This window comes from Kitasatospora sp. NPDC023118, from assembly GCF_055560875.1.
Map to the genome: position 1 here is coordinate 48,393 of NZ_JBVHHW010000031.1, position 24,063 is coordinate 72,455.

A 24,063-nucleotide genomic window follows, 5' to 3' on the forward strand; every position below is an offset into this window, starting at 1 on the left:
GGAGGGGGCTGGCTCAGGAGAGCCAGTCGGTGTAGTGGGTGGGGGCGATGCGGGCACCGTTCGGGGCGGTGAGGACGTCGCCGTGGGCGGCGGCGAACATGCCGGCGGTGTCATCGGTGACGACACGGCGCCCGTCGCCCTTGGCGGTCAGGGTGAGCCGGCCGAGTTCGTCGAGGGGGTAGACATCGGGACCCGCGATGTTGACGATGCCGTTCAGAGGGCTGCCTGCGGCGACTTCGGCGACCACGCCGGAGACATCCGCGGCGGCGATCGGCTGGATCGGCGTGCGCGGCAGGCGGATGGTGTCGCCGTCGGCGGTCATGGACAGGGTCGCGTCCATGAACTCCATGAACTGCGTGGCGCGGACGATGGAATACGGGATCGGTCCGGCCTTGAGGATCTCCTCCTGAAGCACCTTCGCCCGGTAGTAGTCCAGATCGGGCACCTGGTCGACGCCGACGATCGAGAGGATGACGAAGTGCCCGACCCCGCCCTTCTGGCTCGCGGCGAGAAGGTTGTCCATCGAGGTCCGGAAGAAGGCGAGCGAGGCGTCGTCGAAGGTCGGGGAATTCGTCAGGTTGACGACGACGTCGACGCCCGCCACGGCCGTCTCCAGCCCGTGGCCCGTAATGATGTCCACGCCTGTGGACAGGGAGTGCGGTACGGCCTGGTGCCCGGCAGCGTTCAGGTTCTCCACGACCCGTGACCCGATCAGCCCGGTTCCGCCGATGATTGCGAACTTCATGGCATGCGCCTTCCTTCGATGACCGGTGTCCGACATGTGCCTCGTGTAGTGCCAACCCTCGACGAACGTGACCGTCCCGGCGAGCGGTGCCCGGCCCGTACGGGTGCAACCCGCCCCTCGACCGCCACTGCCTCGCGCACGTCGGCCTGCACGGCCATGGCCCGGCCGCCTGCGGCCTCGATGCCGGCCGCGACCTCCCCGGCCGCCGTGCCGCTGCTGCGCCCGCCTGCCGGGCCGGGGCGGGCGTCGTCGTTCCGTCGCCGAGCGTCATCGACATCGTCCGGGCGGTCACGGCACTGGGGATGTTCGGCCACCGCCCCGCGCTCGGCCTGCTCCGGGACCTTGCCCGGCGCCCGTTCGAGGCGCCCGTGGTGCACACCGCGCTCGGCGACGCGATCGTCCGGCTGAGCGCTCCCGAGGCTACAGCCGATTCCCTGCGCTGGTGCCTGGACACGGCCACGATCGACCACGTCCTGGACTTCCTGGGAGCGTCGCGGCGGCGAACGGGGTGAGAGTTCACCGATGCGTTCTCCGGGTCGGCCGCGGCCGACGGCGGCGTGGTGCAGCGGTCCTGAGACGGGGCCGTCGGCACGGGTCGGGCAGTGGTGGACCGGTCGAGGGCTTGACCCGTTCCGTGCTCGTCTCCTCGGTCGGGTCGCCGGACGAAGCGACCAGATGTCCCCTGGCAGTGAGCTCGATGGCGCCGGTCGCCTCGCCGGATCTTCCCCCTTTCCCCGAGCGCGGCAAAACATCGCCCATTAAGGCAGGCGGGCGGGCATCGGGAGCGCAATTAGCAATATGCGGAACGACGGAATGCATGAAACGCCATACGGTCGGCCGTCATGGATTCAGCCGCAGGGGCATGGCTTCACCAAGTAAGTCAAGACTTATCTTTAGGGAACTTTGACCGTATGGTGTGGCTCGAATCGAAGGAGCCCCTGTTGTCGAAAATGAATGATCCCGCCGTGCGTGCGGTTGAATCGGAGCGGGATTATGTGTCCTCCTTGTATGAGTTGCTCACCGAGCGGCTTTCCGAGGCGCGAGTACACCGAGCGAGTGTGCTGAAGGCTCCGGCGGACAGCGCCGATGAGGCATACGAGAGAGAAATCGCCGCCGAGCGTCTGGCCAAGGAAATCGGCCGGCTGGAGGGCGCCGAAAAGGGGCTGGTCTTCGGGCGCATCGACTGGACGGACGGCACGGCCCTGCGCATCGGGCGGATCGGACTGCATGCGGAGGAGGATGACCTGCCTCTGCTCGTGGACTGGCGCGCGAACGCGGCGCGGCCCTTCTACGAGGCGACACCGGTCCACCCGATGGACCTGCGGCGGCGCCGGCACCTGCGCCTCAAGGAGCGCACGGTCGTCTCGGTGAGCGACGAACTGCTGGACGGGAGCGCCCCGACCGACGAGGACGTCGTGGGGGACGGCCCGTTGACCGAGGCTCTGTCGGCACGGCGTACGGGCAGGATGCACGCGGCCGTCGCGACGCTGCAGGCCGAGCAGGACGAGATCGTCCGCTCCGCCCACCGCGGGGTGACCGTGGTGCAGGGCGGGCCCGGCACCGGCAAGACGGTGGTCGCCCTGCACCGGGCGGCCTATGTCCTGTACGCGTTCCCGCGCGCCGCGGAGGAGGGTGTCCTGGTGGTGGGCCCGAACGCCCGGTTCCTCGACTACATCTCCCAGGTCCTTCCCTCGCTCGGAGAGAACGACGTCGTTCTGGCGACGTGCCGGGAACTGGCCGCAGTGTCCACGGACACGGTGGACCCGTTCGATACGGCGCGTCTCAAGGGCAGCTCCGACCTCGCCGACGCTCTGGCCGGCCTGCTGCGCGTCCACCAAGCCCCCGCCGGTGACTTCACCGTGCGGGTCGGACAGGAACTGGTTCACCTGTCCGGCGAGGAAGTCGCCACGGCACGCGACGCCGCCGTGACAGCCGCACCGGGGCACAACCCCGCGCGCCAGGTGTTCAAAGAGCTCTTGGTCGACGCCGTCACCGACGCGATGCAACGAGACATGGGCGACCTCCTGGAGCAGATCGACGCCGATGCCGAAAGGATGACGGGCATCGACCTCGACCGGTTCACGGGAGCCGCCCAGCGCCGTGCCGAAGGTGCGGCCGACTCGGGTCCGGCCCACGAGCTGGACCTGGACGCCATCCGAGCCGATCTCCTCGACGACGCCGGCGTCGACCGGGCGGTCGAGGTGTTGTGGCCGCGGCTGGTACCCGGTGACCTCGTGAAGGCGCTCCTGACGGACGCCGGCGCTCTCGCCGAGCGCCTGCCCCGCCTGACCGCGCAGGAGCGGTCCCTTCTGCTGCGCGGTCCGGACGACCCGTGGACCGATGCCGATGCGCCGTTGCTGGACGAGGCGGCGAGCCTGGTCGACGGCCCCCCCGAGCGGACGTACGGGCACGTCGTCGTTGACGAGGCGCAGGAACTGACCGCCATGCAGTGGCGGATGATCGTCCGCCGCTGTCCGTCAAGGGCGATGACGCTGGTGGGTGACTTCGCCCAGGCAGGCCCGGTCGCGACAGCTCGCGACTGGAAGGAAGCACTGAGCCCCCACGTCGGACCGCGGTTCAAACTGCACAACCTGACCGTCAGCTACCGCACCACGCAGGAGATCCTGGAGAGCGTCCGGGACCTGCTCACGCGGATCGCTCCGGACCAGAAGCCCACACGGTCACTGCGAAGCGGTGAGAGCCCTCGCACCGTGACCACACCTCCGGACGGGTTGGTCACCGCCGTCGCTCAGGAACTCCGTGCCCAGAGCACCGCGCACCCGGGCGAGCTTCTGGGAGTGATCTGCGCGGACACCAGGGTGAGCGAGCTGACGGCCCAGGGCATCGCCCACCACGCACGCATCGTGCCGGCGTCCGAAGCACGCGGCCTGGAATTCGACGGGGTCGTCGTCATGAACCCCGAGGAAATCGTCACGGCCCGCCCCGGTGGGGAAAGGGACTTGTACGTAGCCCTGACCCGGGCCACCAAGCGCCTCTGCACAGTCACCGTCCAGCCCGCCTGACGACTCGGCGCCCGCGTCGTCGCCGCGGGCGCACCCGGCGCGGTACAGACACCGGCCCGCGCGCACGGGGCCGCGCCGCCTGCCCGCACGAGGCCGCCCGGGCGATCCGGGTCGGCCACCCGATGGGCGCGCTCGACCTCTGTTCCTGATCCTCCGGCCGCTCCGTCCCGCGGGACGGAGCGGCCGACCCGCCCGGGATGGGGTTCAGGGGCCTCGTCCTACGTCCTTGACGGACGGGTCAGTTGGAGAAGTCCTGGGTGAGCCAGACGGCTCCACTGGCATCCCGGTGGACGGCGATGCCGATGTGGGTGAACTCGCTGCTGAGGATGTTCTTGCGGTGGCCGTCGTCCGGCGGCGTCTCGTTCAGCATGTCCTGGGTCAGACTGACCGCTTGATCAGACTGAGGACCTGCTGCACGGCGTCCGAGCTCGAACCGGTCTGCGCAGCCGGGGTGATGGGTGTGGCCGCGGGGGCGGGGGCGTGCGTGGCCTGTGCGGACGGGGACGACGGCGCGGACGTGTGGGACGCCGGGGGCGGAGCCGAAGCGGAGGGCCGCGCCGAGTGGGAGCCCTGGGACTCGCTGCCGGAACGCGCGGTCGCGGATTCCGGAGCGTGGGAGGCCGGGGCAGACGGCGACGGTGAGGCGTGCGAGGCTTCGGCCGAGGCCGGAGCGGAGAGCTGCGCGGCGTGCGGCTCGGCCTGGTGGCGGTGCCGACTATCGGATTCGCTCTGGTGCCGGTGCTGGTGGTGCTCCTGCCACCCGGCATGGCTCGCGTACGTGTGGGAGCCGGGCGCGGCGGAGGCTTCGTTCGCGCGCGACCGTGACGGCTGGGCACCTCAGATGATGAGCCCGACCGTCGGCATGTGGCGAGCCGGTCAACGGGGGCACCGGCCGCGATCGAGGAGGACACCGCCGCGAAGCAGCAGATCATCCGGCGCAACTCCACCCTTCGCGAAACCGAATGTGCCCACCGAGCGTCGGTGGAGGACGAGCGGGCCGCCACGACGAGGCGCTCCGCGTCAGCGCCGTCTCGCTGCGCACCGAACGCACACTGCGCTCAACCGGTCTCACCGGTGCTGCATGGCCCGGGCCGCGTCGGTCGGCTGCTGCCCGTCCAGCGGAGCATCAGCGCCCGCTATCCGCCGTCGACCATGCGCCACGCAATGCCGCACATGTACTTGAAGACGTTTTCGAGTTGACCGTTTGGTTCGTCATCGCTTTCTCGACGACGTCGGGCCACACGGATATGGGAAGGCCGGCAATCCGAAACCGCTCGATAATGGTGCGCCAGTTCTCGTCCAGCGGAGTCGCTGTCCGCCGGCCGCCGCTCTCATACGTCCAGGTATTCCACGCCTGCTGGAACGCATTTCTGTAGGCAAGCCTGGGCGCCTCCTGCGCTTCGTTCGCTGGCAGCCTGCTTGAGCGCTGCCGCCCGGCGCAGGGCGTCCTGCGCCACATCGGCAACAACGGCCGCGTCGGCGGGGACGGAGGACTTGCCGCTGTTGCAGGGATCACAGGCGGTGATGAGGTTGTCCGGCCCGTCGCTTCCGCCGAGAGCAGTGGGCGTGACGTGGTCGACGGTCAACTTCACGTCAGGGGCTGTGGCGCCGCAGTTCCGGCACGTGTGGCTGTCTCGGCGGAGGATTTCAAACCGGCGACGCTTGCTGACAGCCATGTGGCTCTTCTCTCGGCGGCGGTGCACTGCGTGGGCGTCGAGGTCGGCTCAGCAAGCGGACCTGAGTTCCCGTCGGGAGGGAGTTCCTCGCAATGACTGTCGTGCTGTGCTGTAGTCCACCCCTTCGTCGAACAGCGGGCCGCTGACCTCCCTTTCGCTCTTCCCCACCCAGAGCGCCCGCCGCCTGCCCGGCCTTGGGGCCGGGCACCCGGGGTCGGTCGGGTGCGGTGGCCTCGCCGCCGGAGCGCACGACGTCCAGGACACGCTGGTGGTACTCGGCGAGGCTCTGGCCGCCGGGCAGGGGAGCGGGGGTGCCGGTGAGCGCGTACCACTCGTCGGCGCCGCGGTACTGGACCGCGAGCCAGGCCTGCCCGCCGGGGAAGGCGGTGGTGACGACGGCCGGCTCGCCGGTGACGCAGCCGACCTCCTCGGTCATCACCCCGCCGGGCCCGGCGGTCACGTGCGCCTGGGGGCGTTCAGCAGCCGGGGCTGGGTCACTGGTCGCAGGTGTCGAGCATGTCGGACAGGGACTGCTTCTCCGGTGCGGTGGTGTCGAGCCGGTAGTGGCTCTTCGCCTCGACCCACGCCCGGGAGTAGGTGCACCAGTACGACCGGAGCGGGGGCCGCCGCAGGTCCGGGCTCTTGTCATTCTTGGACCGGTTGCCGGCCGCCGACACCGAGACCAGCTGAGGCTCCACCAGGTCATTCGTGAGCGGCCGGGTTCGGCGGGACGGCGGGGCAGGGGCTGCGGCCTGACGAAACCCTCGACCCGGGCGGCGCTGTCCGTCCGGCCCGTCGGTTTCCGCGCCCGCTGCGTCGGTTCCGGCCTGGCCGCCGCTCCTGGCCTGGGAGTGGCGGCCACCCTGCCTGACGTATCATCGGATGATCTTGGAGGTCTGCCTGGCTGTCACCCCTGAGGAGGCGCAGTCGGCAAGCGATCGTTTCGAACGGGGAGTTTCACATGACCGCGTACACCGGCGCCGTCAGGCGGCTGGGGATCGGTGCCGGGTCGGTCCTGATGGGGGTCGTACTGACGGCTTGCGGCTCCAGCGCGGTCACGGACGCGGTCGCCGGAGGCATACCGCACAAGTGGGCGGACTTCCAGACCGTGCTCGCCGACAAGGCTGCGGTGAAGCGGGCTCTTCCGAACCCGGCGGCCATGCCCGGTTGGAGGGCCCGCAAGACCGAGGTCACCACCGAGGACAGTGGCGACGAGGAGTGCCCCGGCTGCAAGCTCGACAGCACCGCCGACTTCGAGGCCGGCACCGCCAAGGCCTCCTTCAAGATCACCACCTTCGCCACCCCCGCCGAGGCCGGCTCGTACCTGGCGACGACCGAGAAGAAGGCCGGGAAGAACGCTTCCCCACTCCCGGTGCCGGCCATCGGCAACCAGACCTCCGCCTACAGTGGCACCTTCGGTGACAGCCCGGGGAATCTCATCCTCATGCGGGTGGGCACTACCGTCGCCGGAGTCCTGGCCGAAGGCCCCTCGGATGTGCCGAAACTCCAGAAGATGGCGACGATGCTCGCTACCCGCATCGAACAGACCGCCGCCGGACAGACCCCCGACGCCACGCTCGACGCCGGCTGAGAACCGCAGTATGCCTTCCCCCACGACACGCTGGTGACCCTTGTCGGCGTGGCAAAGGACGGCGCCCGAGCGTGGCGGGCCGGTCGACCTGCTTGCCGGTGAGCTTCGCCCGACCCGTCTCGGTTTCGGCATCGAGAACCCTCGGTGGGGATTCCGGCGCGTCCACGGCGAGCTACGCCGCCTCGGACACACGGTCAGCGCAGCTTCCGTGCGCCGCGTCCTGCGGGCCGCCGGCCTCGGCCCCGCACCGCGCCGTCATCCCGCGCGGGGTGTCTGAGCGCCTTCGGCCGGGCGACATGCACCGGTGTGCATGCGCACCGCCGGTATCTCAAGCGGGTCCCGCAAGGAGCCCGCCTTCTTGCCCTCAAGGAAAGAAGGCGGTTCTTTCCTTGAGGGCAAGTACCTCGGACGACCGGAACGACCAGGGCGACGGACAGCCGTCCCGGCCGGGTCGGACCGCGTACCGACGCGGGGCCGCCAACCCCAACGGCTCCACCACCGCGCCGCGCGCCGACGTCCTCGCAGCAGGGAAGCGTCGGAAGCGCTCCCTCTTCAGAGCACCGGCGCACTGCCCGATCCAGCAGCAGGCACGGGCACCAGGCGGCACGGCCCGGGCGTTCTCAGAGCGCACCGGGGAAACCGCCCCGCTGCGCGTGGAACCAGCCCAGCACACCCGGCGGCTCCGCGCCTGGAACAGCAAGGAGCTCCGTGCCCGACGAACTCACCGGCGCCGCCGCACCGATCATCCGGCTACGACCGGACTTCCGCCCCACGGCATTCCTTTCCCGAACCGACAAGTCCCTGCTCATCGCGGGGGACTGCGAGGACGGACCGGCCGTCGCGAAGCTGCTGACCACCCGAGAACCACTTTGGGCCGAGAAGTTCAGCGCGGAGATCGAGGCCTACCAGACCTTCGCCGAGACACCCCCGCCAGTGCCAGTCCCCGACCTCATCGCCGTGGACGACCGGCACCACGTGCTGGTCATCGAGCACGTCCGAGGCCATTCGCCCGCCCCGGGTCGCGACCGGTTCCCACCGCAAGCACTGGACCCCGCACACGTCACCGCCATGCTGACGGCCATGACCGACCTCGGCCGATGGATTCCCCCCACAGGGGCGTTCACCCGCACCCTCGACTACCTCGCACGCCTGGACCGAGACCACCGCCAGGGCCTGACCACCCCGCAGGAACACCAGGCCCTGACCGACCTGTCCCACCGGGCCGGCACCGTCCTCGTACCAGGCCACGGAGACCCCCTGCCGACCAACTTTGTAGTCAGGCCCGACGGACGGGTCACAGTGATCGACTGGGAGCACGCGGGACACTACCTCCCAGGACACGACCTGGCGGTGCTCTGGATCGTCCTGGCAGCCACCCCGGAAGCCCGTCCACAGATTGAGGAACTTGTGGCGGCCGGACCCCCGTCCGTCCGCGCCGCCTTCACTTTGAACCGGGCCATGCTGCTCGTACGAGAACTCCGCAACCACCGTGCGTTGCCCCCGTCCACGTGGAGGGATCAACAGGTGGCGGCAATCGAACGTGACTGGCATGACGTGCGCGGACTGGCGCAGGCCGGGTGACAACGGACTGACCTGGCATCACAGAGGGCCGGTGGACTGCACCACCGGCCCTTTCGCATGGCCGGCCCGACAAGCCCGCACCGGCGGGACTCTCGACCGGCAGCGCAGCGGCTCGTGAGAGACCAGGACGCCTCCACCGTCCCTGGCGCAAACCCGAGCCCTTGTGGGCACGAGCCCACTCCGATCCCGAGCCGTGTTTCCAAGAACCCGGTGTCGTCTCGGGAGCTCCGGCGTCCCTCCCGGCACCGGCGAGGACGGCCGGGACATCTGGGGGATGACCACCGCTGGCCGCGACGCGGCGAAGGCGCTGTTCCCCGACGGCCGGGACATGGGCGGCATCGCCCGCAAGGCCGGGGCGAGCTCCGCCGCCGGCCACGCCCTGGCCGTCAGCGAGGCCGTCATCAGCTTCGTGGTCGGCGGCACCGGCCCAGGCATCCCGAAGAACAAGGTCAACGGCGACCGCACCGCCCCCGGCGTCGGACCCGGCTTCGGCCGGATCGACCAGTGGGCCACCGAGATCGAACACCTCACCCCGCACAAACCCACCGTCCGCGCCGACGCCGTCCTCCAAGCCCCCAACCACCGCATCCCGGTGCTCCTGGTGGAGATCGACCTCGACAACGAGTCCAACCCATCGTCGCCAAGAAGATCGACGACTACCGAGCCTTCTTCGAACACACCCACCTGCTGCCCAACCCGTACCCGCGCGGCAGCATCGGCCACCTGGAATGGGGCAACGGCCCCGAACACCGCGAGCGCCCGGGACGACGAGCGCACCGCCGACCGGCACGCCGACGCCGGGCACGAGAGCGCCTTCGTCACCGCGGCCACCATCTGCGCCGAGTGGCAGCGCGTGCGCGACCACACCGCCGAGACCCGGGCCGAGCGCTACGACCCCGACCACGACACCGCCCTCCAGAACGCGCTGCGCGCCGAACGCCACCGGCAGGACGTCGCTGCCTGCGCTCGCGAGGCCGCCCACCGGGCTTGCCAGAGCACCGACGTCGCCCACCGCCGCCTCGCGGGCACCGCCGCCCAGCCCCTCTACACCGCCCTGGAGCGCGCCGGCCTCTACGCGCTGACCGACGACGACCACCAGGCAGTCCGCGACCTCACCCGCACCCTCGACCCCGCCACGCTGCGCCAGGTCATGAGCTGGCTGGAGCGCACCAGGGTCGCGACCCGCACAGGTGCCCGCTCGGCCCGTCGGCCGGCGCGGCCGGTTCTGACGGTCCGTTCCCTGGTGAGAGGTGTTGACCTTCGTAACCGGTTCAGCGCCGTCGGAGATTTTTCTCAGGTGGCTCCGGTCAGTGGGGCATCCGGTTGTCAGTTGCCAGCACGTCGCCCGGCACCGTCGAGCCCACCTGGCGCCGCAGTGCGCCGATCGCCGGATCGGAGATGGAGACCGTGAGCCGGTAGGGCGGCTGGCCGGTGATGGTGTTGTGCGAGTCGGTCGGCGCCACCAGGCGCTGCTGGACGGCGAAGCCGTCGAAGCCCGGACACAGGGCCGCGGCCGGGAGGGTCACCTGTACGGAGGCGCCGCTCTCGGGTCCGATGTGGACGGTGCCGCCCGCGCCGGACGGGGCGTCGTCGTCGGGTGTGAGCGGGAGGCCGTGGGCTCCGCCGACCAGGCCGTCCGGGCCTTCGATCTCCACTGCCACGCCCTGCGGACCCAGTGGCGCGGACAGGTCCAGCGCGCGGTCGCCGGGGCCCGGACCGAGCCCCAGTCCGATGGTGAAGTGCCCGGGGTCTGTCGCCGAGGTCCGTGAGAACCCGTAGGCGCTGAGGACGAGTTGCGGTCCCGGCGGTGGGGCGTCCGACTGTGGTCCGGCGGCGAAGGTGAAGGAGGAGGGCGCCGGTTCGAAGTGGTGGAAGCCCTTGGTGCCGCACCTGGTGCCGTCGGAGACCCCGCCGCCGGGCAGCGCGACGTCCGCAGCCGGCCGGGGCGATGCGGGCACGGCCCGCGGGTTGCGCGCCGTCAGGCTGTCCCTGTTCAGCAGACCGGCCGGGTCCACCCCGACCGTGACGGCCAGCAACGCCGCGAAAGCGGTGACCGCGATCAGCACGGTGCGCCGGCGTCCGGGCCGGGTCCACCGTGAGCCGGCCGTGCCGGAGGTCGCCCCAGGTGCCCAGCGGCGGCCTCCCGGGTCCACCGGCGGCTCCTCCCGCCATTGCGCGGCGAGCATCCGGGTCCGGGCGGTCGGCTCCTTGACGGCGGCGCCCTGGATGAAACGCTCGTCCAGGACGAGTCCCTCGAACGGGTCGGGTGCCGCCCGGCCCGGCGCCATTGGCTCCGGCTCATGGGAAGGGGGCTGGTGGGGTTCCTCGGCGGTCGGCACGGCGCCAGTATGCCCGCTTGTTCGGACACACCGACCGGCGAGGTGGCCCGGAGCGCCTTGTGGCTTGGACACCGACAGTCACTCAGCCCTCGGCGTCCCCCGTCACCGGCACTGGTCGCAACACCGCATTGAGCACCGGTTGCGGGCGTGATCGGAAGCAGGTGATCGTCGGTCGGTGCTGGACCTCGACGTTCGCCAGCATGAACAAGGCCCCGTAGATGCCCGCACCCAACGATCCCGTTCGACGTCGGTGGCGGAGAATGCTCCAGCAGCACGGCGCGAAGGGAGCAAGACGTGGACTGGTACGGGGTCCGGTGCGTGTTCGAGTGGAAGACCCGGCACGGGAGAAGCTACGAGGAGCGGATCACGCTCTGGCAGGCTGCATCGGCTGACGAAGCGATCGCCCTCGCCGAGGCGGAGGCCGAGACATACGCGGCCGACAATGGCTTCGGCTACCTGGGCTTCGCCCAGTCCTACCGCCTGGGCGGCACACCGGGCTCGGGCGCCGAGGTGTTCTCGCTGCTCCGGGACAGCCCACTGGAGCCGAACGCGTACCTCGACGCCTTCTTCGACACCGGAACCGAACGTCAGCAGCATCGCTGAGCGTTCTTACCTCGTTAGCAGGAGATCGTCTGCCCTGTCGCTGCTTCGCCCGAAGCCCAGTGCCGGTCCGCGGCGGCGTCCTACTCTGCGGTGGAGGGCTGGACGGGAGGAGTCGCTGGTGGCGGATGTGTTGACGTGGGTGATGCAGAGGCGGCTGGTCCTGGCCGACCGCGCCGAGCGGCTGCGGAAGGAACTCGCCGACCTTGACGTCGAGGTGGCCCGGTTGGAGGCGGCCGAGGTGGTGTTCGGGCAGTTCGCCGACGCCCAGCGCGCCGGGTGCGCCGACGACCCGGAGATTGCCGCCGAGCTGGAACGGGTCACCAGCGCGCCCGGGGCAGGCGGGATGCTGCTGGTCCCGCACCGCGAACAGGGCGTGGACATGAGTGCGCTGCCTGCCGACTACCAGGCGATCATGAAGATCATGGCCGGGGCGTCGGAGCCGGTCCCGGCCAAGGACGTCAGCATGCGACTCGGCCGAGGCTCTCAGCCGGGGCAGGTCGAGCCGGTGCGCGACAAGCTCAAGCGTCTGGCGGACCGGGGCTGGCTGCACCGCACCCCCGCCGGCCGCTTCGCCGCCCTGCCGCAGCCGACCGCCTGACCGACACCGGCCCGATCTTGGCGTAACACAGAAACCCCCGACGGGAGTTGGGGATTCCATGCGAAAGAAGACCAACCCCGCCGAGGGCTGCGACGGCCTTGTCTATCAGTGCCGCCTGGAACTGTCCACCGCGACCACGACTATGGTGTCCGACCTGATCCGCGGTCGCCTGAGGAAGATCGGCTCACGCTGGCGCAAGCTGCCGCCCGGGAAGATCGCACTGATCGTCCTCGCGGTCCTCCGCCACGACCAGCGGCTTTCGGACATGGCGGGCGGCAATGACGTCTCCGCCTCCACGGTCCGCCGATGGCTGCTGGAGGTGATCGAACTACTTGCCGCGCGCGCCCCGCGCTTGGACCGCGCCCTGAAGAAAATCGCCCGCAAGGGTGGCGCTGTCGTTCTGCTCGACGGCACCCTCGTTCGCACTCGCCGGCGCACTGGGCACGAGAACCGGCCGAACTATTCCGGCAAGCACAAGGCCCACGGCCTGCTGTTCCTCGCGCTCACCGACGAGAAGGGCAATCTGGTCTGGATCTCGGCGGCGAAGCCGGGCCGCTCCAGCGAGATTACTACCGCCCGCCACAACAAGATCACTGCCCACCTGCGGGAGGCCGGCCTGGGCGCGCTGGCGGACCTCGGGTCCGTCGGTCTGGAGGACGACCCCGACGATCCGGTGATCGTCACCGGGCGCAAGGCGACTCGCGGGCATCCGCTGACCGCTGCGCAGAAGGAGGCGAACCGGCTGGTCAGCCGTGAGCGAGCGGCCAATGAGCACGGCTTCGCCGATCTGAAGAACTGGCGCATCCTCACCAAGGTCCGGATGAACGCCCGACACGCGACCGCCCTCCTGCGGGCCCTGCTCGTGCTCACGAACGCCGAGGTCCAGCGCTGACCGACGGTCACTTGCTAGCGATCACGCCCACGACCGGCACGAGCACCTCAGCCGCGACCCATGCCAGCCCCGTGACCTGCAACTTCAGGTTGGAAAATGCTCATTCCGTGTCAGGGTCCGTGACAATGACCCTGCCCGCGCGCGCGAGGAGAGCGCCGACCGTACGGTGCACTGGTGGCGCCGTGCCTACCCGGGTCACACCCGTGCGGGATACCCGCCGGTCGCTCTGGTCGTCACCGACGCCGGACCCACCGCGCTGGCCACCCGGCAGGAGGCGGTCGCCGACCTGTCGGCCGAGTGCTGGCGGGGCTCCTGGTGGACCGTCCGGCTGCATGACACGACGGGACGGCTGGCGCGAGTACGACGACGCGGTGCCCATCGTCGCGACCACGCTGGAGCTGCTGGCCGAGCACGGCCCACCGAATGGACCTGTACCCCCGAACGCTGCGCCGCCACGCCATGGGCAGCCGCTGGCCCGCCGGAGCGTACGTGCGCGCCGTGGTCGACCGCTGGGTCCGGGATGAGTTCTGTCTGGACCGGATCACCGAGCGAGAGGCCCGAGAGGCCCGCATCGACGCCCTGGCCGCCCGTCAGCGCGCCGCAGCCACCCTCAACACCACCCGAGCCAGCAACGAGGTCCGCCAAGCGGCCCTCCGCCGCCACCTTGGAGACTGACGGCCGACGACCCGTGTCCCGCGGCAGAGAAGTTTGCGCAGTGTCAGCGACGTTTGAGTGATGCCGGTCTCAGGGTGTCGGCCCGCCGAAGCTGACCATGTCTACGCACACACAGGACACCCCTGGTACTTGCCGCAGGCAGCAATACTGGCGCGGCGTCACATATCAGCGGAATTAGGCTAATCTCGCCGTGAATCGAGGAAGTGCCAGGCTGCCGTACCCAAGCCCAGGAACAGTACGGAGTGCACCATGACTGAACGCGTCACCACCTTCACGGACCTGCCCGCGTTGAAACAGCGCCTGGGCCGCACCGGGGTATGGCTCGCGTCGTTGTCCGCGGTGACGGCGGACGAGGAGCGGCGTGCCGTCGCCACCATCGAGGACCTCGGCTACGGGACGCTGTGGATCGACGAGCCCCCCATCGGGAAGGAGGCGCTGACCCATGCGGCCCTGCTGCTGTCCGCTAGCCGGCGCCTGATGGTCGGCACCGGGATCGCCACCATCTACGGACGCGACGCGACGGCGGCGGCCAACGGCGCCAGAACCCTGCACGAGGCATGGCAGGGCCGTTTCGTGCTCGGCCTCGGCGTCAGCCACCGGCCTCTCGTCAGCGCCCGCGGTCACGACTCCAGCACACCGCTGTCCGACATGCGGGCCTACCTGGACGCGATGGACGCCACGCCCTTCGGCGCACCGACCCCCGAGCCGGTGCCCCGCGTGCTCGCCGCGCTGCGCCCGAAGATGCTGAAGCTCGCCGCCACCCGGGCCCAGGGCGCTCACCCGTACTTCGTCACACCCGAACACACCCGCCGGGCCCGCGCGACACTCGGCCCCGACCTGCTGCTCGCCCCGGAGCAGGCCGTGGTGGTCGACACCGACCCCGAGCGGGCGCGCGCCACCGCCCGCGCTTACGCGGCCGTCTACCTGCGCCTGCCCAACTACCTCAACAGCCTGCGCGAACTGGGCTTCACAGACGCCGACTTCGACGACGGAGGCAGCGACAAACTCATCGACGCGGTCGTGCCCTGGGGCACCCCGGAGACACTGGCCGAGCGCATCCGGGAGCACTACCAGGCCGGTGCCGACCATGTCGCCGTGCAGCCCATCGCCGACACCCTGCAGCAGCAACTGCAAGACCTACGCCTCCTCGCCCCCGCCCTGATGCCCAGCTGAACCCGCGGGGCAGCCGCCCACCGGCGGCAACCCTCAGTCGGATTTCCCATCGGCGAAGACCGAGGACCTTCGCGCTCAGCCGCATGAAGAAGTGACCGGCGCCACTCAAACTTCCCTGACACCGCTCAAACTTCTCTGCCACGGGACACCCGCCATCCGGACCACCAGCCCGGCGACGCCGAGCGGGCGCCGCGCGAGCTGATGTCCGGCCCCGGCCGGTGTCGGGACGCCGAGCCCCGCTGGACGGGACGCCGAGCCCCGCTGGAGGTGGGTGGAGATCCGTATCGGCGGATCCTGGCGGCCCGGCCGGATAGAGAGCTGGCGCCTGCACCAGGGCTCTACCACTTGGGTTGCCCTGGTCCGGTGGGGCCCCGATTTCGACGACTGGGGCTGGTACCTCCACCACCCCGACACAATCCGCCAGTGCCCACAGCCGACCGACCCCAACGGCCCGGCAAGCTGGTGAACGGCGACAACGAAGACGCCGCCGCCGACCTCGCCGACGCCCTGGAGACCTTCGCGGACCTCGTCGCCACCCCCGGCACCGGCGCCGACGTCTGGCTGACCACCAGCACCCCGTACGAGATCGAACAACGCACCGTCCGGCTCCCCGCGGGCGTGGCCGACTGGATCACCGAGCTGCTCCGCGAGGAGAGCCAAATGCTGGAGGCCGGCCACCGGACAGCCAGCCGCGGCCAGGACGACGGCCAGGACGACGGCCAGGACGTCGCCGACGTCGAACCGGCCTGGTGGTGACCCGCCTCTCCGAACACCGTCCGGGCACGCTGCCGTCCCGTACTCCCGTGACGCAGGAAGGCCGCCACCCCTGCGGGGTGGCGGCCTTCCTGTGCCTTCTCGGGGCCGCCGTAGCGTAGCGCGTGCCTCGACAACGGCCCCAGTTCGAACGCCTACCAGGCCACTCCGAGGGGCCTCCAGCTGCCCGAGGGGCTCGGCGGTGACTTCTATGGCCTGCCCTCGCCGCCGTATGACGGAGACGGAGGTTAAAGCACAAGCGCCCGCACAGTGCGGTCGGGAAGGGGGTCAGGCGGTGGCCTTGCCTGCGGTGACCAGGGCGGTGAGCGCGGTTCGCTGGACGTACACCAGCAGGCCGACGGTGACGCCGGCCATCACCAGGGCCATCAGGACATGGCCGAGTGCCGAGACGAGGGCGAAGCCGAGGGCGCCGAGCAGGACATGGGTGCCGATCCGCAGGCCCACGAGGGCGAAGGCCACCTTGCGGGTGCCCTTGCCGCGCCACAGCAGTTTGGCGAGCTTCAGCCGCTTGCGCAGCAGGGTGAGCGAGACGGTGATGTTGGCCGCGACGAGGAGGATCAGGGCGGGCCAGGCGGACGGGAAGGCCCGCAGCAGGTCGAAGGCGCCGGCCAGGACGCCCTCGAAGCCGAAGAACCAGGCGGGCAGCCGCATCTCGCCGACCGAGGGCAGCAGCTCACCGGCCGCGCCGGCGGCATCGAGGCCAGCCGTGGGTTCGGATGCGGCCGCGTCGGTACCGGTGCTCGTCATGGTGTCCCCCGTGGTGTCGTCCCCTGCCGGGACCTACCCGCCCCGGTGATGATCACCAGTCTCGCATGCCGGTCTCCCCCTGCCGAACCTCCCCCCGGAGCTCCAAACCGCCTCTCTCCGATGAAGGACCGACCAATCGGCGAGCCGGAGGCAGCACACGATCTGTCTCAGGCAATGTGTACGCTCCGGCGGCATGAGTGATCACGAGGTGACGCTGATTGCCCTCTCACTGACCCCCGCGCAGGCCGTGGCCCACGCAACCCAGCTACGGCAGTGGCTCCTTGCCACGAGCGTGATCGAGCAGAACCGACCCCCGGCACGCTGGCAGACCCGAGCGAGTTCCTTCCCGGCCCCCAGGCCGATGCGGTCGCCGCCGAGGACGAGGTCAACAGGGCGCTGACGAACTCAGGCGTGGACATCATCGTGGGCCGGCAAGTCTTCGACTCCGGTGAGAACCTCGAACCGCCCACCTGCGCCGCCTGCACGACCATGCTCTTACCCGGGACGGCGGCGCGACCTCTACCACCCTCGCTGCGGCTTGGCCCGTCACGCGCCAGGCGGTGGGCAAGCACCTGGCCGCTCTGGAACGCGCCGGCCTGGTCCACGGCGATCAAGCAACTGGCCGAGGACGAACATCATCCGTGAGGCTTCGCCTCTTCGAGAGTCCTGGTCGACGGTTGACTTCCGGGTTCGTGAGGACGAGCAAGGCGCGCAGGAGAGCGGTGGCGCGGCAGGGGTCCGTACGGAGCCTGGTGAGGACCCGCCAGTTCTTCAGGTGGGCGAAGCCGTGTTCGATGGGGCGCGTCCGGCGGCCAGGACGCGGTTGGCCTGCTTCTGGCGGACTCCACCATGAACCGGATCGTACGTGGTACCGGGCCCGGAACGCGGAGGATTCGAGGAAACCACCCCGTCAGACGATCAAGACCGCAGACTCCCGCCTACCACCGGCACGAGCACGGTCAAGGACCGTCACGCCAGCCCCGCTGACCAGCACGTTCGAAGATGGCGGAGCCTCCATGTCGGCGCCGTGCCGGTGTCGATGGCTGCCGGGGTGGCAGACAGGACGTCGAGCCGGTTCACGCAGACCGCGGCCTGTCGACGGCTGGCTTTGTTCACGAGAACCGGTTCTGGCTCAACTACTTCCGTGCTGAACCGACGGAGCGTCACCAGAACCGCGATCATGAACGGTCGCGGCTGCTGTACCCGTCTCATGGACAGCCAGCGCAATCGGTTGTCCCATGAGCGCCGCGCCAAGGCAGAATGAGCGCATGGCAACTTGAAGAGCAACGGCCGGCCGGAAGTCCTGGCGTCAGAGGGGGAGCGGCTGGTCCGTCCGCGACGGTGACCGCTGGATCTGCCTCGTGTGTCACGAGCCTGTCCGCTCCTACCAGTACCGATTCCATCCGCCCGAGTCCGCCAGCTTCGAGCGTTGCATCGGGTTTGCCTGGTGCTCGGGGTGCCGGATCTACTCGGGCGACATGGTCCACGTTCCTCGCAAGCGCGTCCTGCGCGACGCCCTTGCCTCGCTACCTGCCGATGACCGCGACCGGTTGCTCCGGAAGGAGGCTGCACTGGTCGACTATCTCGACAGCCGAGGCCTCGGTCAACACTGACCCGAGCCCCCGCCCTTCGGCCGTCGTGCTTGGCGCCATCACCGTCCAGCCCCGATGCGTGACCCTCCACGCCACCACGACCAGCGGTCAGGCGGCGTGGAGGACGCGCTTGCGTAGGGCGACCTCGCCGTTGCCCAGAACGCGCGGCACCGCGTGCGCCCGATCCGGCAGGGCGCGAAACCAGTTTTCACTTGTCGCCGACAGTGGACGCCCAGGAGGGCGCCGCGCCCTTCGCGGAGGACCGAGTCGGGCGGGGCGCCCCGTCAGGCGGGAACGTTCTTGATGACAGCGTCGGTTAGCGGCGAGAGCTGATCGGACAGCTTGTCGAGGTCTGCGGTCCGGCCGTCGGACCACTGGGCCGAACCGACGACCACGCCGTGCCCGTAGGCCGCGAAGTCCTGCACGCGGCCGCTGTCGGCCGGCAACCGGCGCAGACCCGAATCCGTGGGCGGGACATGGACGGCGACCTGGAAGGAGTCGGCGTGGGAGCCGAGAAAGCTCACCAGGTGCACGCCGTCGCCCTGGTCCGCCATGGTGAACAGCGCCACGTTGTACTGGTTGCCCTCGGCGTCCTTGTACAGCGCCAGGTCGACTCCGAGACAGCCGTGGCCCTGCGTGATCAACCCGGCGAGGGTCGGCGCCACGGTGTCCGGGCCGGTGCAGTTCGAGCGCGCCACGCCCGCCACCAGCGTGTACCCCTGGACCTGCGCCGGAAAGACGGACAGCGGCATCGCCGAGACCGGAGCGCCGGATGCCGCCGACGAAGCACCGATCGACGGCGTCGCCACGTGCGGTGAGCGATCGGACGATGCCGGCGCAGCCAGCGCGGGCGGTGCGGCCGGTGCAGGGCTCGACGGCCGGAGCAGGTACGCCCCCGCGCCCGCTGCCACCAGCAGCGCAGCGGCCACCGGAAGCAGCAGCCGACGTCGCGCGTTTCGTCGCGCGGGCCGGCGCGCCTGTTCGGCGACACTCGGCTCCCGTACCGCGTTGTTCTTCTCAAACTCCTTGACGAACTCTTCCCACAGGTCGTCACCGGATCCACGCATGCTCACAGCTTCCACACCTTAATGATCACCGCCACCGCTGGGAAGCCGCGCCCCGCGCGGCCCGCCGACACCGATCGGCGGGCCGCCCCCCCATGACTCGAGTTCGCCCCGGCCGGGGCGAGGAAGGACCTGATGCTCCATGAGTCGGGAGATCGACGAGGGCCTGGAGCGCGCCGAGCGCACCCGCCCCATCCCGGTCCACCTGAACACCCGGGTCAAGTTCCTGTGGGAGAAGGTCGCCAAGAACGACACCAAGCGCCTCGCCCAGGTGGCCGGCGTCTCGGTGCGCACCGCCCAGCGCTGGGCCCGCGCCCTGACCGCCCTCGCCGAGGGCGAGCTGACCGGCGACATCCCCATGACGAAGGCCAACGCGGCGAAGGTCGAGCGCGCGGTACGGGCGGCCTGGCAGCCGCGGGTGAAGAAGCGGGTGCGCCGCGACGCCGAGCAGCGCGGCTTCATGCTCCACATCCAGGCGACCTTCGGCTACAGCGCGGCCGGCGGCACCACCGACGACCCCCGCCCCCGGATGATCACCCAGAAGCTGCCCGGCTCCGTCGCCCAGCGGCTCTACGCTGCCCGCGACGCCGGCGCCACCCAGGCCCAGCAGGAGGCCATCCTCGCCGAGGCCCTGCGCGACGAGTACTTCAAGGACGGCGGCCGCCGCGCCCGCGGCCTCGACGTCGAGCTGAACGACATCGCATGGATGGACATGGAGTTGTAGAAGCACCCCGCTGGCGGCTCCGTGTCGCCGAAAAAGGCCAGTCCCGGCCACCGAACAGGTGGCCGGGTTTCTTTCTATGCCTGACCGGACGAAATCCACCGGAGGAAATGTCACGGAATCCCGCCACGACGGCGAGCAGCAGTTCCACCTGCCGGTGCGCCGCGATCAGGGCGGCACTGGTCGTCCCGGCCGACATCGTCACTGCTCTGCTGCGCGGTATCGCCGCCACATGGCAGGAGTGGGCCACAGGGGGCGTGCCCTGCCTGGACCCGGTCACCACCACGGACCTGGTCCCCGTGCTGGCTGACCTCACCGACCAACTGGGCGTCCAGTGCATCGCCACCGCCATCCAGACCCGCACCGCCGACCGCCTCCTTCTGCATGGCCGCCAACGCCTTGCGCATCTCCCAGCCGGACGCGACGGCCAGGAGCAGGCGCGCCACTACTGGATCACGGCCAGGTGCCTGGACGACGCGCTCCCCCGGGAGCCGCCGTGATCACCACCTACGCCGTCGCCACCTCATGTGCAGCGACCCGCACGGACGTGTGGGGAGCCGCACCCCCCGGGGGTGCGGCCCGGGGGTGGGGTCGGATCAGGCCGGTGGCTTTCCGTTGGGCCAGACGCAGGGGGAGCTGACCTTGAGGGAGAGGTCGTGGCTGGAGTCGGAGACCCCGTCCATGGTGGCGAGAAAGTTGTCATTGGGGTTCTTCATTCTGATCCAGTCAGAACGTGATCCGGCGGCGTCCGGATCCGGTTCGAAGCCGTGGCCGGCCAGGAACTCGCGGAAGTCCTTCGCGGCCTCGGCCTTGGGCGCGGAGGGGACGTCGCCGAAGTCGTATTCCCGGCCGGTCTGCGTTCTGCCGTGCGGGCCGACGTCGTTGGCGTCGCATTCCAGGTCGCTGAAATCACCCGGGCTCTTCACGGGCTTGACCGGCAGTTTGGCCAGAATGTCCGTGAGGTAGGCATCGATCTGCTTCTTGGCCTGGTCCAAGGTGATCGTGGGCTTCGACCGCTCGCCCAGGGTCCCTACTCCGCAGGCGTTCAGGGCCAGAACGGCGACCAGAAACGTGGCGGTGGCGGTGACCCGCTTGATCAGGGGGGCGCGCTCGGTGGTGCTCATGAGACCGGCTTTCCAGCGATGACCTCACCCATGGCTGGCAAGGTGGGCGAATCGTCGTTCCAGTAGTCGGAGTGGTCCCCCTTGGGGTTCGTGGGCAGGATGTGCGCGCCGAACTCGGGGACGGTGGTCTGTCGTCCATGGATCATGTGGTTGTCGGTGTCGACTCCTCCGACATGTACACCGTTGGCGTCTACGCCGGTGTAGAAGCGGCCACGATCAGAGGATCCACCCGCACCATCAGTACCGCGCCTGATAGTTGGAGGAAGTTCGGCTACCGGCCACCCTAGGCGAGCGGCCCGGGCTGACACCTGAGTACCTGTACTCAAATGAGCGCTGGCAGGGATACCAGGCGATGGCGCAGGAGCATCGAGGGGGTCGCGAGTTCGTGCCCGGCCCGGACGGCTCACCGTCCCCGCACCCGGTGAGTTCCGTCCCGCAGGGCCGGTGAGTTTCGCCTCGCCGAACTCCCCACCGCAGACACCTCACGGTGCCAAGCCGTCAAGTCGGGACCTGCGGGTCCGGGCTTGGTGTTCGAACGCCTCGCTGGCGATCAGAACGTGTCCGTGGTGTGGCGACGGGCGAAGTCCCACGGGGCGTAGGTTCGACTGTCCTGGCCGGGTGCCAGGCGCGCGGTGGTCAGGTCCCGCAGCCGTGCCAGGGTCGGCTCCTGGCGGGCCACCTCTTCATCGGCACCGTGGTGGTCTTGGAGCAGGCCGCCCGCGATGGCGCCGGCCAGCCCGAGCGCCCAGTCTCCGGGGACGGTGCTCTCGGCGATGTCCGCCAGCCGCGGCAGCGCAGCAATGCTTGCCGAAGAGATCGTCCCCTGATGGCACAAACGCCCCCAGAGTCGGTCGATCGCGTCGGCGGCGAGGTCTTGGCGGACCTGTTCCTCGACGACGGTGAACACGCGGTACCCCTCCGGTCTTGAACCGCCAGATCACGCCCTCGAACTGCTGCCGCAGCCGCTCCGGGTACGGACCGTACTCGCCGACCGGCAGGTACGGCTCGATGAACTCCCATTCCGCATCAGTCAGTTGCACTCGCGTCACGCGACATGATCTACCCGATCAGGCCTCGCCGTGAGGGCGAATCCCACAGATTGATCACGACCCGATACCCGCCCTAGTTCCCGGACCGCGGCGGCCACTCGTAAGGGGGCAGCCTGCGGTGCACGGGGCGTTCATTCACCGTCTGCGATTCATTGTACGAGGCGTATCGAATCCTTCCGAAGGAAACCTCTCCATCCCGGTGCACGTCCACCCCTTCGTTCGGGAAGGAGATCCATCCCGCTCCAGCCTGGGGCCCCGACACCCAGGGGGTGACCACGCTTCGAACGTTGGTCTCGCCGGCGACCACCGTGCCCCTCTTCTTCTCGGGGTCGGTGATCTTCACGCCCGTTTCGGTGAAGGTGATGCGGCTCTTCTTCCCGTCCGGTCCCTCTGTCCAGTGTGTGGTCACGCTGTTCAGGTCGGCCCTGTCGGCCCAGACGGTTCCCCAGGCCTTTCCCTGGCCGTGGAACACGTTCAGCCCGGACTGCGGGAACTCGATCCACCCGTCGCTGTCGCTCGGCCCCTGCACCCATGCGGTCTTCACACCGTTCACGTCAGCCCTGTCGGCCCAGACGGTCCCCCGGTCCTGCTTGCCCTCCTTGTGCACGTGCACTCCGCCTTGCGGGAAGTCGATCCAGCCGTCGCTGGGGTTGCGGCCGTGCACTGACTTGGTGTCCACGCGGTCCACGTCGACCCTGTCGGCCGAGACGGTTCCCAGGGCGCCGGCCCCGTTGTGGATCTCCATCCCGGCTGCGGAGAAGGTGGCACGGCTCTTGCTCGGCGCCTGCTCGACCCACGGAGTGCGCGTCCCGCTGTCGAACTCGGGGACGAGTGCGTGGACCGTGGTGGTGAGGAAGTACCCGTGGTGTTGCTGCGCGGTGGTGGTCGTTCCGGCGATGAGGGTGTAGGTGGTGCCTCGCCTTGGCGCGGAGGGGGGTGACCAGGTGTAGGGCTGCTGGGTCACCTGCGGCCCCTGGGCCGCCGACTGGACGAGTACCTCGTTCCCCTGCGGATCGCGGATCCAGTAGTCGAGGTTGTCCGGCCCCTCCCACGTCAGCACGACGTTCTGGCTCGCGTCCACGTCCACCAGGGAGTTCTTCTCCGGGCGGAAGTTGCGTGGGATCTTCGGAGCCTGCTTCACCAGCCCGAGAGTGGTGATGAAGTTCGCCCGCCGAATGGGGAGGTTGCTGTCGCCGCCGCCGGAGCGCTCGTAGATCTTCAGGCGGACCAGCCCCGCCATGTCGGAAACCGGTATGTTCTCCAGTCGCAGGACCAGCGACTCCTCCTCAGGCAGGGTCAGCCTGCCCCCGGAGGGGTCATGGGCCCTGAAGCGGCCGAGGGTACTGTCCCAGTCGAAGGTCGGCTCCGGCTCCCGGTTGACCTTGTAGTCCTTCTCGATGCTCGCGCTGATCGCGGTGGGGTTGCCCGTCAGGTCGTTGGGGCCGCTGCCGACCGGTATCTCCACATCGATGAAATCCCACCGCACCTCGGACTGGTGGGTGTTGGAGACGATCACGTACACCGTTCCCATGGACGGTGCCCCGGGCTGCGACGCTTGGAGCGAGGTCGGGTCGGTGAGGATGGCGTAGTTCAGCAAGGACGGCACGGTCAGGACTCCCTACGTCGGCGTTTCACGCGATGCGGGCAGAAGACGCGCAGTTGAGGCTCGGTGCTGGCAGGTGCTGGGTCAGTGCGGTGGCAGCGGTTCAAGCGGGCAGCCGACAGAGTCAGCGGTAGGCGTACGCCGCCGGTGACCGTCGGTACGGCTCGTTCGTCAGTCGTCGCGGCTCTTCGGAGCCGGTGCAGGTGCCATAAGGGTTCGACACCGGCTCCCGTCGGCACCTCAGCAGACGCTCATGAATTCACCGCCGCATTGCTGCCCCTTCCGCCTGTACGAACTCTTCAAGCGGCATCTCGACCGGGCGTGTCATCTCCCAGGTCCGTGCTGCTACTTGGGGTAGCACCAACAGAATCGTCCCGGCGGGCGGTCCAGGAACCACGATTCTGCATAACTGGCCCGAACAGAGCCCCCGGCGGCTGAAACCGAAGTCGGCCTGGAAACTCCCGCGCGATCGCGTCGATCATCTGGGGGACCA

General features: G+C 69.8%; 26 protein-coding genes and 1 pseudogene. 15 read left to right on the forward strand and 12 right to left on the reverse strand.

The genetic code is table 11. The features are described from left to right. Positions 1 to 13 precede the first annotated feature (13 nt). Complete coding sequence (locus ACZ3UD_RS30920) at positions 14 to 745, reverse strand: SDR family oxidoreductase (RefSeq protein WP_465595014.1); 732 nt, start codon at positions 743 to 745, stop codon at positions 14 to 16. Positions 746 to 831: 86 nt separating this feature from the next. On the opposite strand from ACZ3UD_RS30920, the gene ACZ3UD_RS30925 reads away from it, so the two are divergent. Together ACZ3UD_RS30925 and ACZ3UD_RS30930 are read left to right on the forward strand one after the other, a co-directional pair. Further along, positions 832 to 1,257, forward strand: coding sequence for a hypothetical protein (locus ACZ3UD_RS30925; RefSeq protein ID WP_465595017.1), 426 nt, complete (start codon positions 832 to 834; stop codon positions 1,255 to 1,257). A 438-nt stretch (positions 1,258 to 1,695) separates the two neighbouring features. Further along, entirely contained in the window at positions 1,696 to 3,768 is a 2,073-nt protein-coding gene (locus tag ACZ3UD_RS30930) for a HelD family protein (RefSeq protein WP_465595107.1), read from the forward strand. A gap of 238 nt (positions 3,769 to 4,006) precedes the next feature. On the opposite strand, the gene ACZ3UD_RS30935 is transcribed toward ACZ3UD_RS30930, so the two are convergent. The 3 genes from ACZ3UD_RS30935 to ACZ3UD_RS30945 all read right to left on the reverse strand — a co-directional run bounded on the left by ACZ3UD_RS30935 (position 4,007) and on the right by ACZ3UD_RS30945 (position 6,142). Further along, positions 4,007 to 4,372 carry a CAP domain-containing protein gene (locus ACZ3UD_RS30935; RefSeq protein ID WP_465595110.1) on the reverse strand — a complete coding sequence of 122 codons (366 nt, stop codon included), beginning with the start codon at positions 4,370 to 4,372 and terminating at the stop codon, positions 4,007 to 4,009. 727 nt (positions 4,373 to 5,099) lie between these two features. Next, a complete protein-coding gene (locus ACZ3UD_RS30940) occupies positions 5,100 to 5,444 on the reverse strand; it encodes an HNH endonuclease (RefSeq protein ID WP_465595020.1) in 345 nt (114 codons plus the stop codon). A 494-nt stretch (positions 5,445 to 5,938) separates the two neighbouring features. Beyond that, entirely contained in the window at positions 5,939 to 6,142 is a 204-nt protein-coding gene (locus ACZ3UD_RS30945; protein ID WP_465595023.1) for a hypothetical protein, read from the reverse strand. 263 nt (positions 6,143 to 6,405) lie between these two features. On the opposite strand from ACZ3UD_RS30945, the gene ACZ3UD_RS30950 reads away from it, so the two are divergent. From ACZ3UD_RS30950 to ACZ3UD_RS30965, 4 genes are all read left to right on the forward strand, one after another. After that, the gene (locus tag ACZ3UD_RS30950) at positions 6,406 to 7,035 is read left to right on the forward strand and encodes a hypothetical protein (protein WP_465595026.1); all 630 of its coding nucleotides are present in this window, start codon (positions 6,406 to 6,408) and stop codon (positions 7,033 to 7,035) included. A 40-nt stretch (positions 7,036 to 7,075) separates the two neighbouring features. Next, positions 7,076 to 7,312: an IS3 family transposase gene (locus ACZ3UD_RS30955; RefSeq protein ID WP_465595029.1), complete on the forward strand. Its 237-nt coding sequence runs from the start codon at positions 7,076 to 7,078 to the stop codon at positions 7,310 to 7,312. Positions 7,313 to 7,743: 431 nt separating this feature from the next. After that, positions 7,744 to 8,616: a phosphotransferase gene (locus ACZ3UD_RS30960; protein ID WP_465595032.1), complete on the forward strand. Its 873-nt coding sequence runs from the start codon at positions 7,744 to 7,746 to the stop codon at positions 8,614 to 8,616. A gap of 274 nt (positions 8,617 to 8,890) precedes the next feature. After that, positions 8,891 to 10,027 carry a hypothetical protein gene (locus ACZ3UD_RS30965; RefSeq protein WP_465595035.1) on the forward strand — a complete coding sequence of 379 codons (1,137 nt, stop codon included), beginning with the start codon at positions 8,891 to 8,893 and terminating at the stop codon, positions 10,025 to 10,027. Here ACZ3UD_RS30965 and ACZ3UD_RS30970 read toward each other — a convergent pair. Continuing rightward, a complete protein-coding gene (locus ACZ3UD_RS30970; protein WP_465595037.1) occupies positions 9,924 to 10,955 on the reverse strand; it encodes an SCO2583/SCO2584 N-terminal domain-containing protein in 1,032 nt (343 codons plus the stop codon). The two genes, ACZ3UD_RS30965 and ACZ3UD_RS30970, sit on opposite strands and share 104 nt — an antisense overlap. 294 nt (positions 10,956 to 11,249) lie before the next feature. On the opposite strand from ACZ3UD_RS30970, the gene ACZ3UD_RS30975 reads away from it, so the two are divergent. The 6 genes from ACZ3UD_RS30975 to ACZ3UD_RS31000 all read left to right on the forward strand — a co-directional run bounded on the left by ACZ3UD_RS30975 (position 11,250) and on the right by ACZ3UD_RS31000 (position 15,652). Continuing rightward, the gene (locus ACZ3UD_RS30975) at positions 11,250 to 11,558 is read left to right on the forward strand and encodes a hypothetical protein (protein WP_465595040.1); all 309 of its coding nucleotides are present in this window, start codon (positions 11,250 to 11,252) and stop codon (positions 11,556 to 11,558) included. Between the two features lie 118 nt (positions 11,559 to 11,676). Continuing rightward, positions 11,677 to 12,156: a hypothetical protein gene (locus ACZ3UD_RS30980; protein WP_465595043.1), complete on the forward strand. Its 480-nt coding sequence runs from the start codon at positions 11,677 to 11,679 to the stop codon at positions 12,154 to 12,156. Between the two features lie 58 nt (positions 12,157 to 12,214). After that, positions 12,215 to 13,048, forward strand: a complete 834-nt coding sequence (locus ACZ3UD_RS30985; RefSeq protein ID WP_465595046.1) for a transposase family protein — start codon at positions 12,215 to 12,217, stop codon at positions 13,046 to 13,048. A 423-nt stretch (positions 13,049 to 13,471) separates the two neighbouring features. Next, positions 13,472 to 13,723, forward strand: coding sequence for a hypothetical protein (locus tag ACZ3UD_RS30990; protein ID WP_465595049.1), 252 nt, complete (start codon positions 13,472 to 13,474; stop codon positions 13,721 to 13,723). A 249-nt stretch (positions 13,724 to 13,972) separates the two neighbouring features. Beyond that, positions 13,973 to 14,896, forward strand: a complete 924-nt coding sequence (locus ACZ3UD_RS30995; RefSeq protein WP_465595052.1) for a TIGR03620 family F420-dependent LLM class oxidoreductase — start codon at positions 13,973 to 13,975, stop codon at positions 14,894 to 14,896. A 423-nt stretch (positions 14,897 to 15,319) separates the two neighbouring features. Then, positions 15,320 to 15,652, forward strand: a complete 333-nt coding sequence (locus tag ACZ3UD_RS31000) for a hypothetical protein (protein WP_465595055.1) — start codon at positions 15,320 to 15,322, stop codon at positions 15,650 to 15,652. A gap of 285 nt (positions 15,653 to 15,937) precedes the next feature. Here the strand turns inward: ACZ3UD_RS31000 and ACZ3UD_RS31005 are convergent, their stop codons facing one another. Next, on the reverse strand, positions 15,938 to 16,417 hold the full coding sequence (locus ACZ3UD_RS31005) for a hypothetical protein (RefSeq protein ID WP_465595058.1): 480 nt from the start codon (positions 16,415 to 16,417) through the stop codon (positions 15,938 to 15,940). A 479-nt stretch (positions 16,418 to 16,896) separates the two neighbouring features. Here ACZ3UD_RS31005 and ACZ3UD_RS31010 point away from each other — a divergent pair, with 479 nt between their 5' ends. Continuing rightward, positions 16,897 to 17,568: a helix-turn-helix domain-containing protein gene (locus tag ACZ3UD_RS31010; protein ID WP_465595113.1), complete on the forward strand. Its 672-nt coding sequence runs from the start codon at positions 16,897 to 16,899 to the stop codon at positions 17,566 to 17,568. Between the two features lie 725 nt (positions 17,569 to 18,293). Here ACZ3UD_RS31010 and ACZ3UD_RS31015 read toward each other — a convergent pair. Next, positions 18,294 to 19,082: a hypothetical protein gene (locus ACZ3UD_RS31015; protein WP_465595061.1), complete on the reverse strand. Its 789-nt coding sequence runs from the start codon at positions 19,080 to 19,082 to the stop codon at positions 18,294 to 18,296. Positions 19,083 to 19,215: 133 nt separating this feature from the next. On the opposite strand from ACZ3UD_RS31015, the gene tpg reads away from it, so the two are divergent. Together tpg and ACZ3UD_RS31025 are read left to right on the forward strand one after the other, a co-directional pair. After that, positions 19,216 to 19,797 carry a telomere-protecting terminal protein Tpg gene (gene tpg / locus ACZ3UD_RS31020; RefSeq protein WP_465595064.1) on the forward strand — a complete coding sequence of 194 codons (582 nt, stop codon included), beginning with the start codon at positions 19,216 to 19,218 and terminating at the stop codon, positions 19,795 to 19,797. Positions 19,798 to 19,904: 107 nt separating this feature from the next. Next, entirely contained in the window at positions 19,905 to 20,294 is a 390-nt protein-coding gene (locus ACZ3UD_RS31025) for a hypothetical protein (RefSeq protein WP_465595067.1), read from the forward strand. A 96-nt stretch (positions 20,295 to 20,390) separates the two neighbouring features. Here ACZ3UD_RS31025 and ACZ3UD_RS31030 read toward each other — a convergent pair whose 3' ends face one another. The 5 genes and pseudogenes from ACZ3UD_RS31030 to ACZ3UD_RS31050 all read right to left on the reverse strand — a co-directional run bounded on the left by ACZ3UD_RS31030 (position 20,391) and on the right by ACZ3UD_RS31050 (position 23,573). Then, positions 20,391 to 20,918: a hypothetical protein gene (locus ACZ3UD_RS31030; protein WP_465595070.1), complete on the reverse strand. Its 528-nt coding sequence runs from the start codon at positions 20,916 to 20,918 to the stop codon at positions 20,391 to 20,393. After that, positions 20,915 to 21,064 carry a hypothetical protein gene (locus ACZ3UD_RS31035; RefSeq protein ID WP_465595073.1) on the reverse strand — a complete coding sequence of 50 codons (150 nt, stop codon included), beginning with the start codon at positions 21,062 to 21,064 and terminating at the stop codon, positions 20,915 to 20,917. Before ACZ3UD_RS31035 ends, ACZ3UD_RS31030 begins: the two co-directional genes overlap by 4 nt. 404 nt (positions 21,065 to 21,468) lie before the next feature. Then, on the reverse strand, positions 21,469 to 21,825 hold the full coding sequence (locus ACZ3UD_RS31040) for a hypothetical protein (RefSeq protein ID WP_465595119.1): 357 nt from the start codon (positions 21,823 to 21,825) through the stop codon (positions 21,469 to 21,471). A 7-nt stretch (positions 21,826 to 21,832) separates the two neighbouring features. Further along, positions 21,833 to 21,967: pseudogene (locus ACZ3UD_RS31045) on the reverse strand (transposase); the annotation flags it as partial. Between the two features lie 73 nt (positions 21,968 to 22,040). Then, positions 22,041 to 23,573, reverse strand: a complete 1,533-nt coding sequence (locus ACZ3UD_RS31050) for a hypothetical protein (protein WP_465595076.1) — start codon at positions 23,571 to 23,573, stop codon at positions 22,041 to 22,043. Positions 23,574 to 24,063 lie beyond the last annotated feature (490 nt).

Bases quoted from the DNA above. Each gene is read 5' to 3' on its own strand.
- ACZ3UD_RS31005 (WP_465595058.1), bottom strand. From the start codon at position 16,417: ATGACGAGCACCGGTACCGACGCGGCCGCATCCGAACCCACGGCTGGC.
- ACZ3UD_RS30985 (WP_465595046.1), top strand. From the start codon at position 12,215: ATGCGAAAGAAGACCAACCCCGCCGAGGGCTGCGACGGCCTTGTCTAT.
- ACZ3UD_RS30965 (WP_465595035.1), top strand. From the start codon at position 8,891: ATGACCACCGCTGGCCGCGACGCGGCGAAGGCGCTGTTCCCCGACGGC.
- ACZ3UD_RS30940 (WP_465595020.1), bottom strand. From the start codon at position 5,444: ATGGCTGTCAGCAAGCGTCGCCGGTTTGAAATCCTCCGCCGAGACAGC.
- ACZ3UD_RS30950 (WP_465595026.1), top strand. From the start codon at position 6,406: ATGACCGCGTACACCGGCGCCGTCAGGCGGCTGGGGATCGGTGCCGGG.
- ACZ3UD_RS30995 (WP_465595052.1), top strand. From the start codon at position 13,973: ATGACTGAACGCGTCACCACCTTCACGGACCTGCCCGCGTTGAAACAG.
- tpg (WP_465595064.1), top strand. From the start codon at position 19,216: ATGAGTCGGGAGATCGACGAGGGCCTGGAGCGCGCCGAGCGCACCCGC.
- ACZ3UD_RS30920 (WP_465595014.1), bottom strand. From the start codon at position 745: ATGAAGTTCGCAATCATCGGCGGAACCGGGCTGATCGGGTCACGGGTC.
- ACZ3UD_RS30930 (WP_465595107.1), top strand. From the start codon at position 1,696: ATGAATGATCCCGCCGTGCGTGCGGTTGAATCGGAGCGGGATTATGTG.
- ACZ3UD_RS31025 (WP_465595067.1), top strand. From the start codon at position 19,905: ATGTCACGGAATCCCGCCACGACGGCGAGCAGCAGTTCCACCTGCCGG.
- ACZ3UD_RS30990 (WP_465595049.1), top strand. From the start codon at position 13,472: ATGGACCTGTACCCCCGAACGCTGCGCCGCCACGCCATGGGCAGCCGC.
- ACZ3UD_RS31030 (WP_465595070.1), bottom strand. From the start codon at position 20,918: ATGAGCACCACCGAGCGCGCCCCCCTGATCAAGCGGGTCACCGCCACC.
- ACZ3UD_RS31035 (WP_465595073.1), bottom strand. From the start codon at position 21,064: ATGATCCATGGACGACAGACCACCGTCCCCGAGTTCGGCGCGCACATC.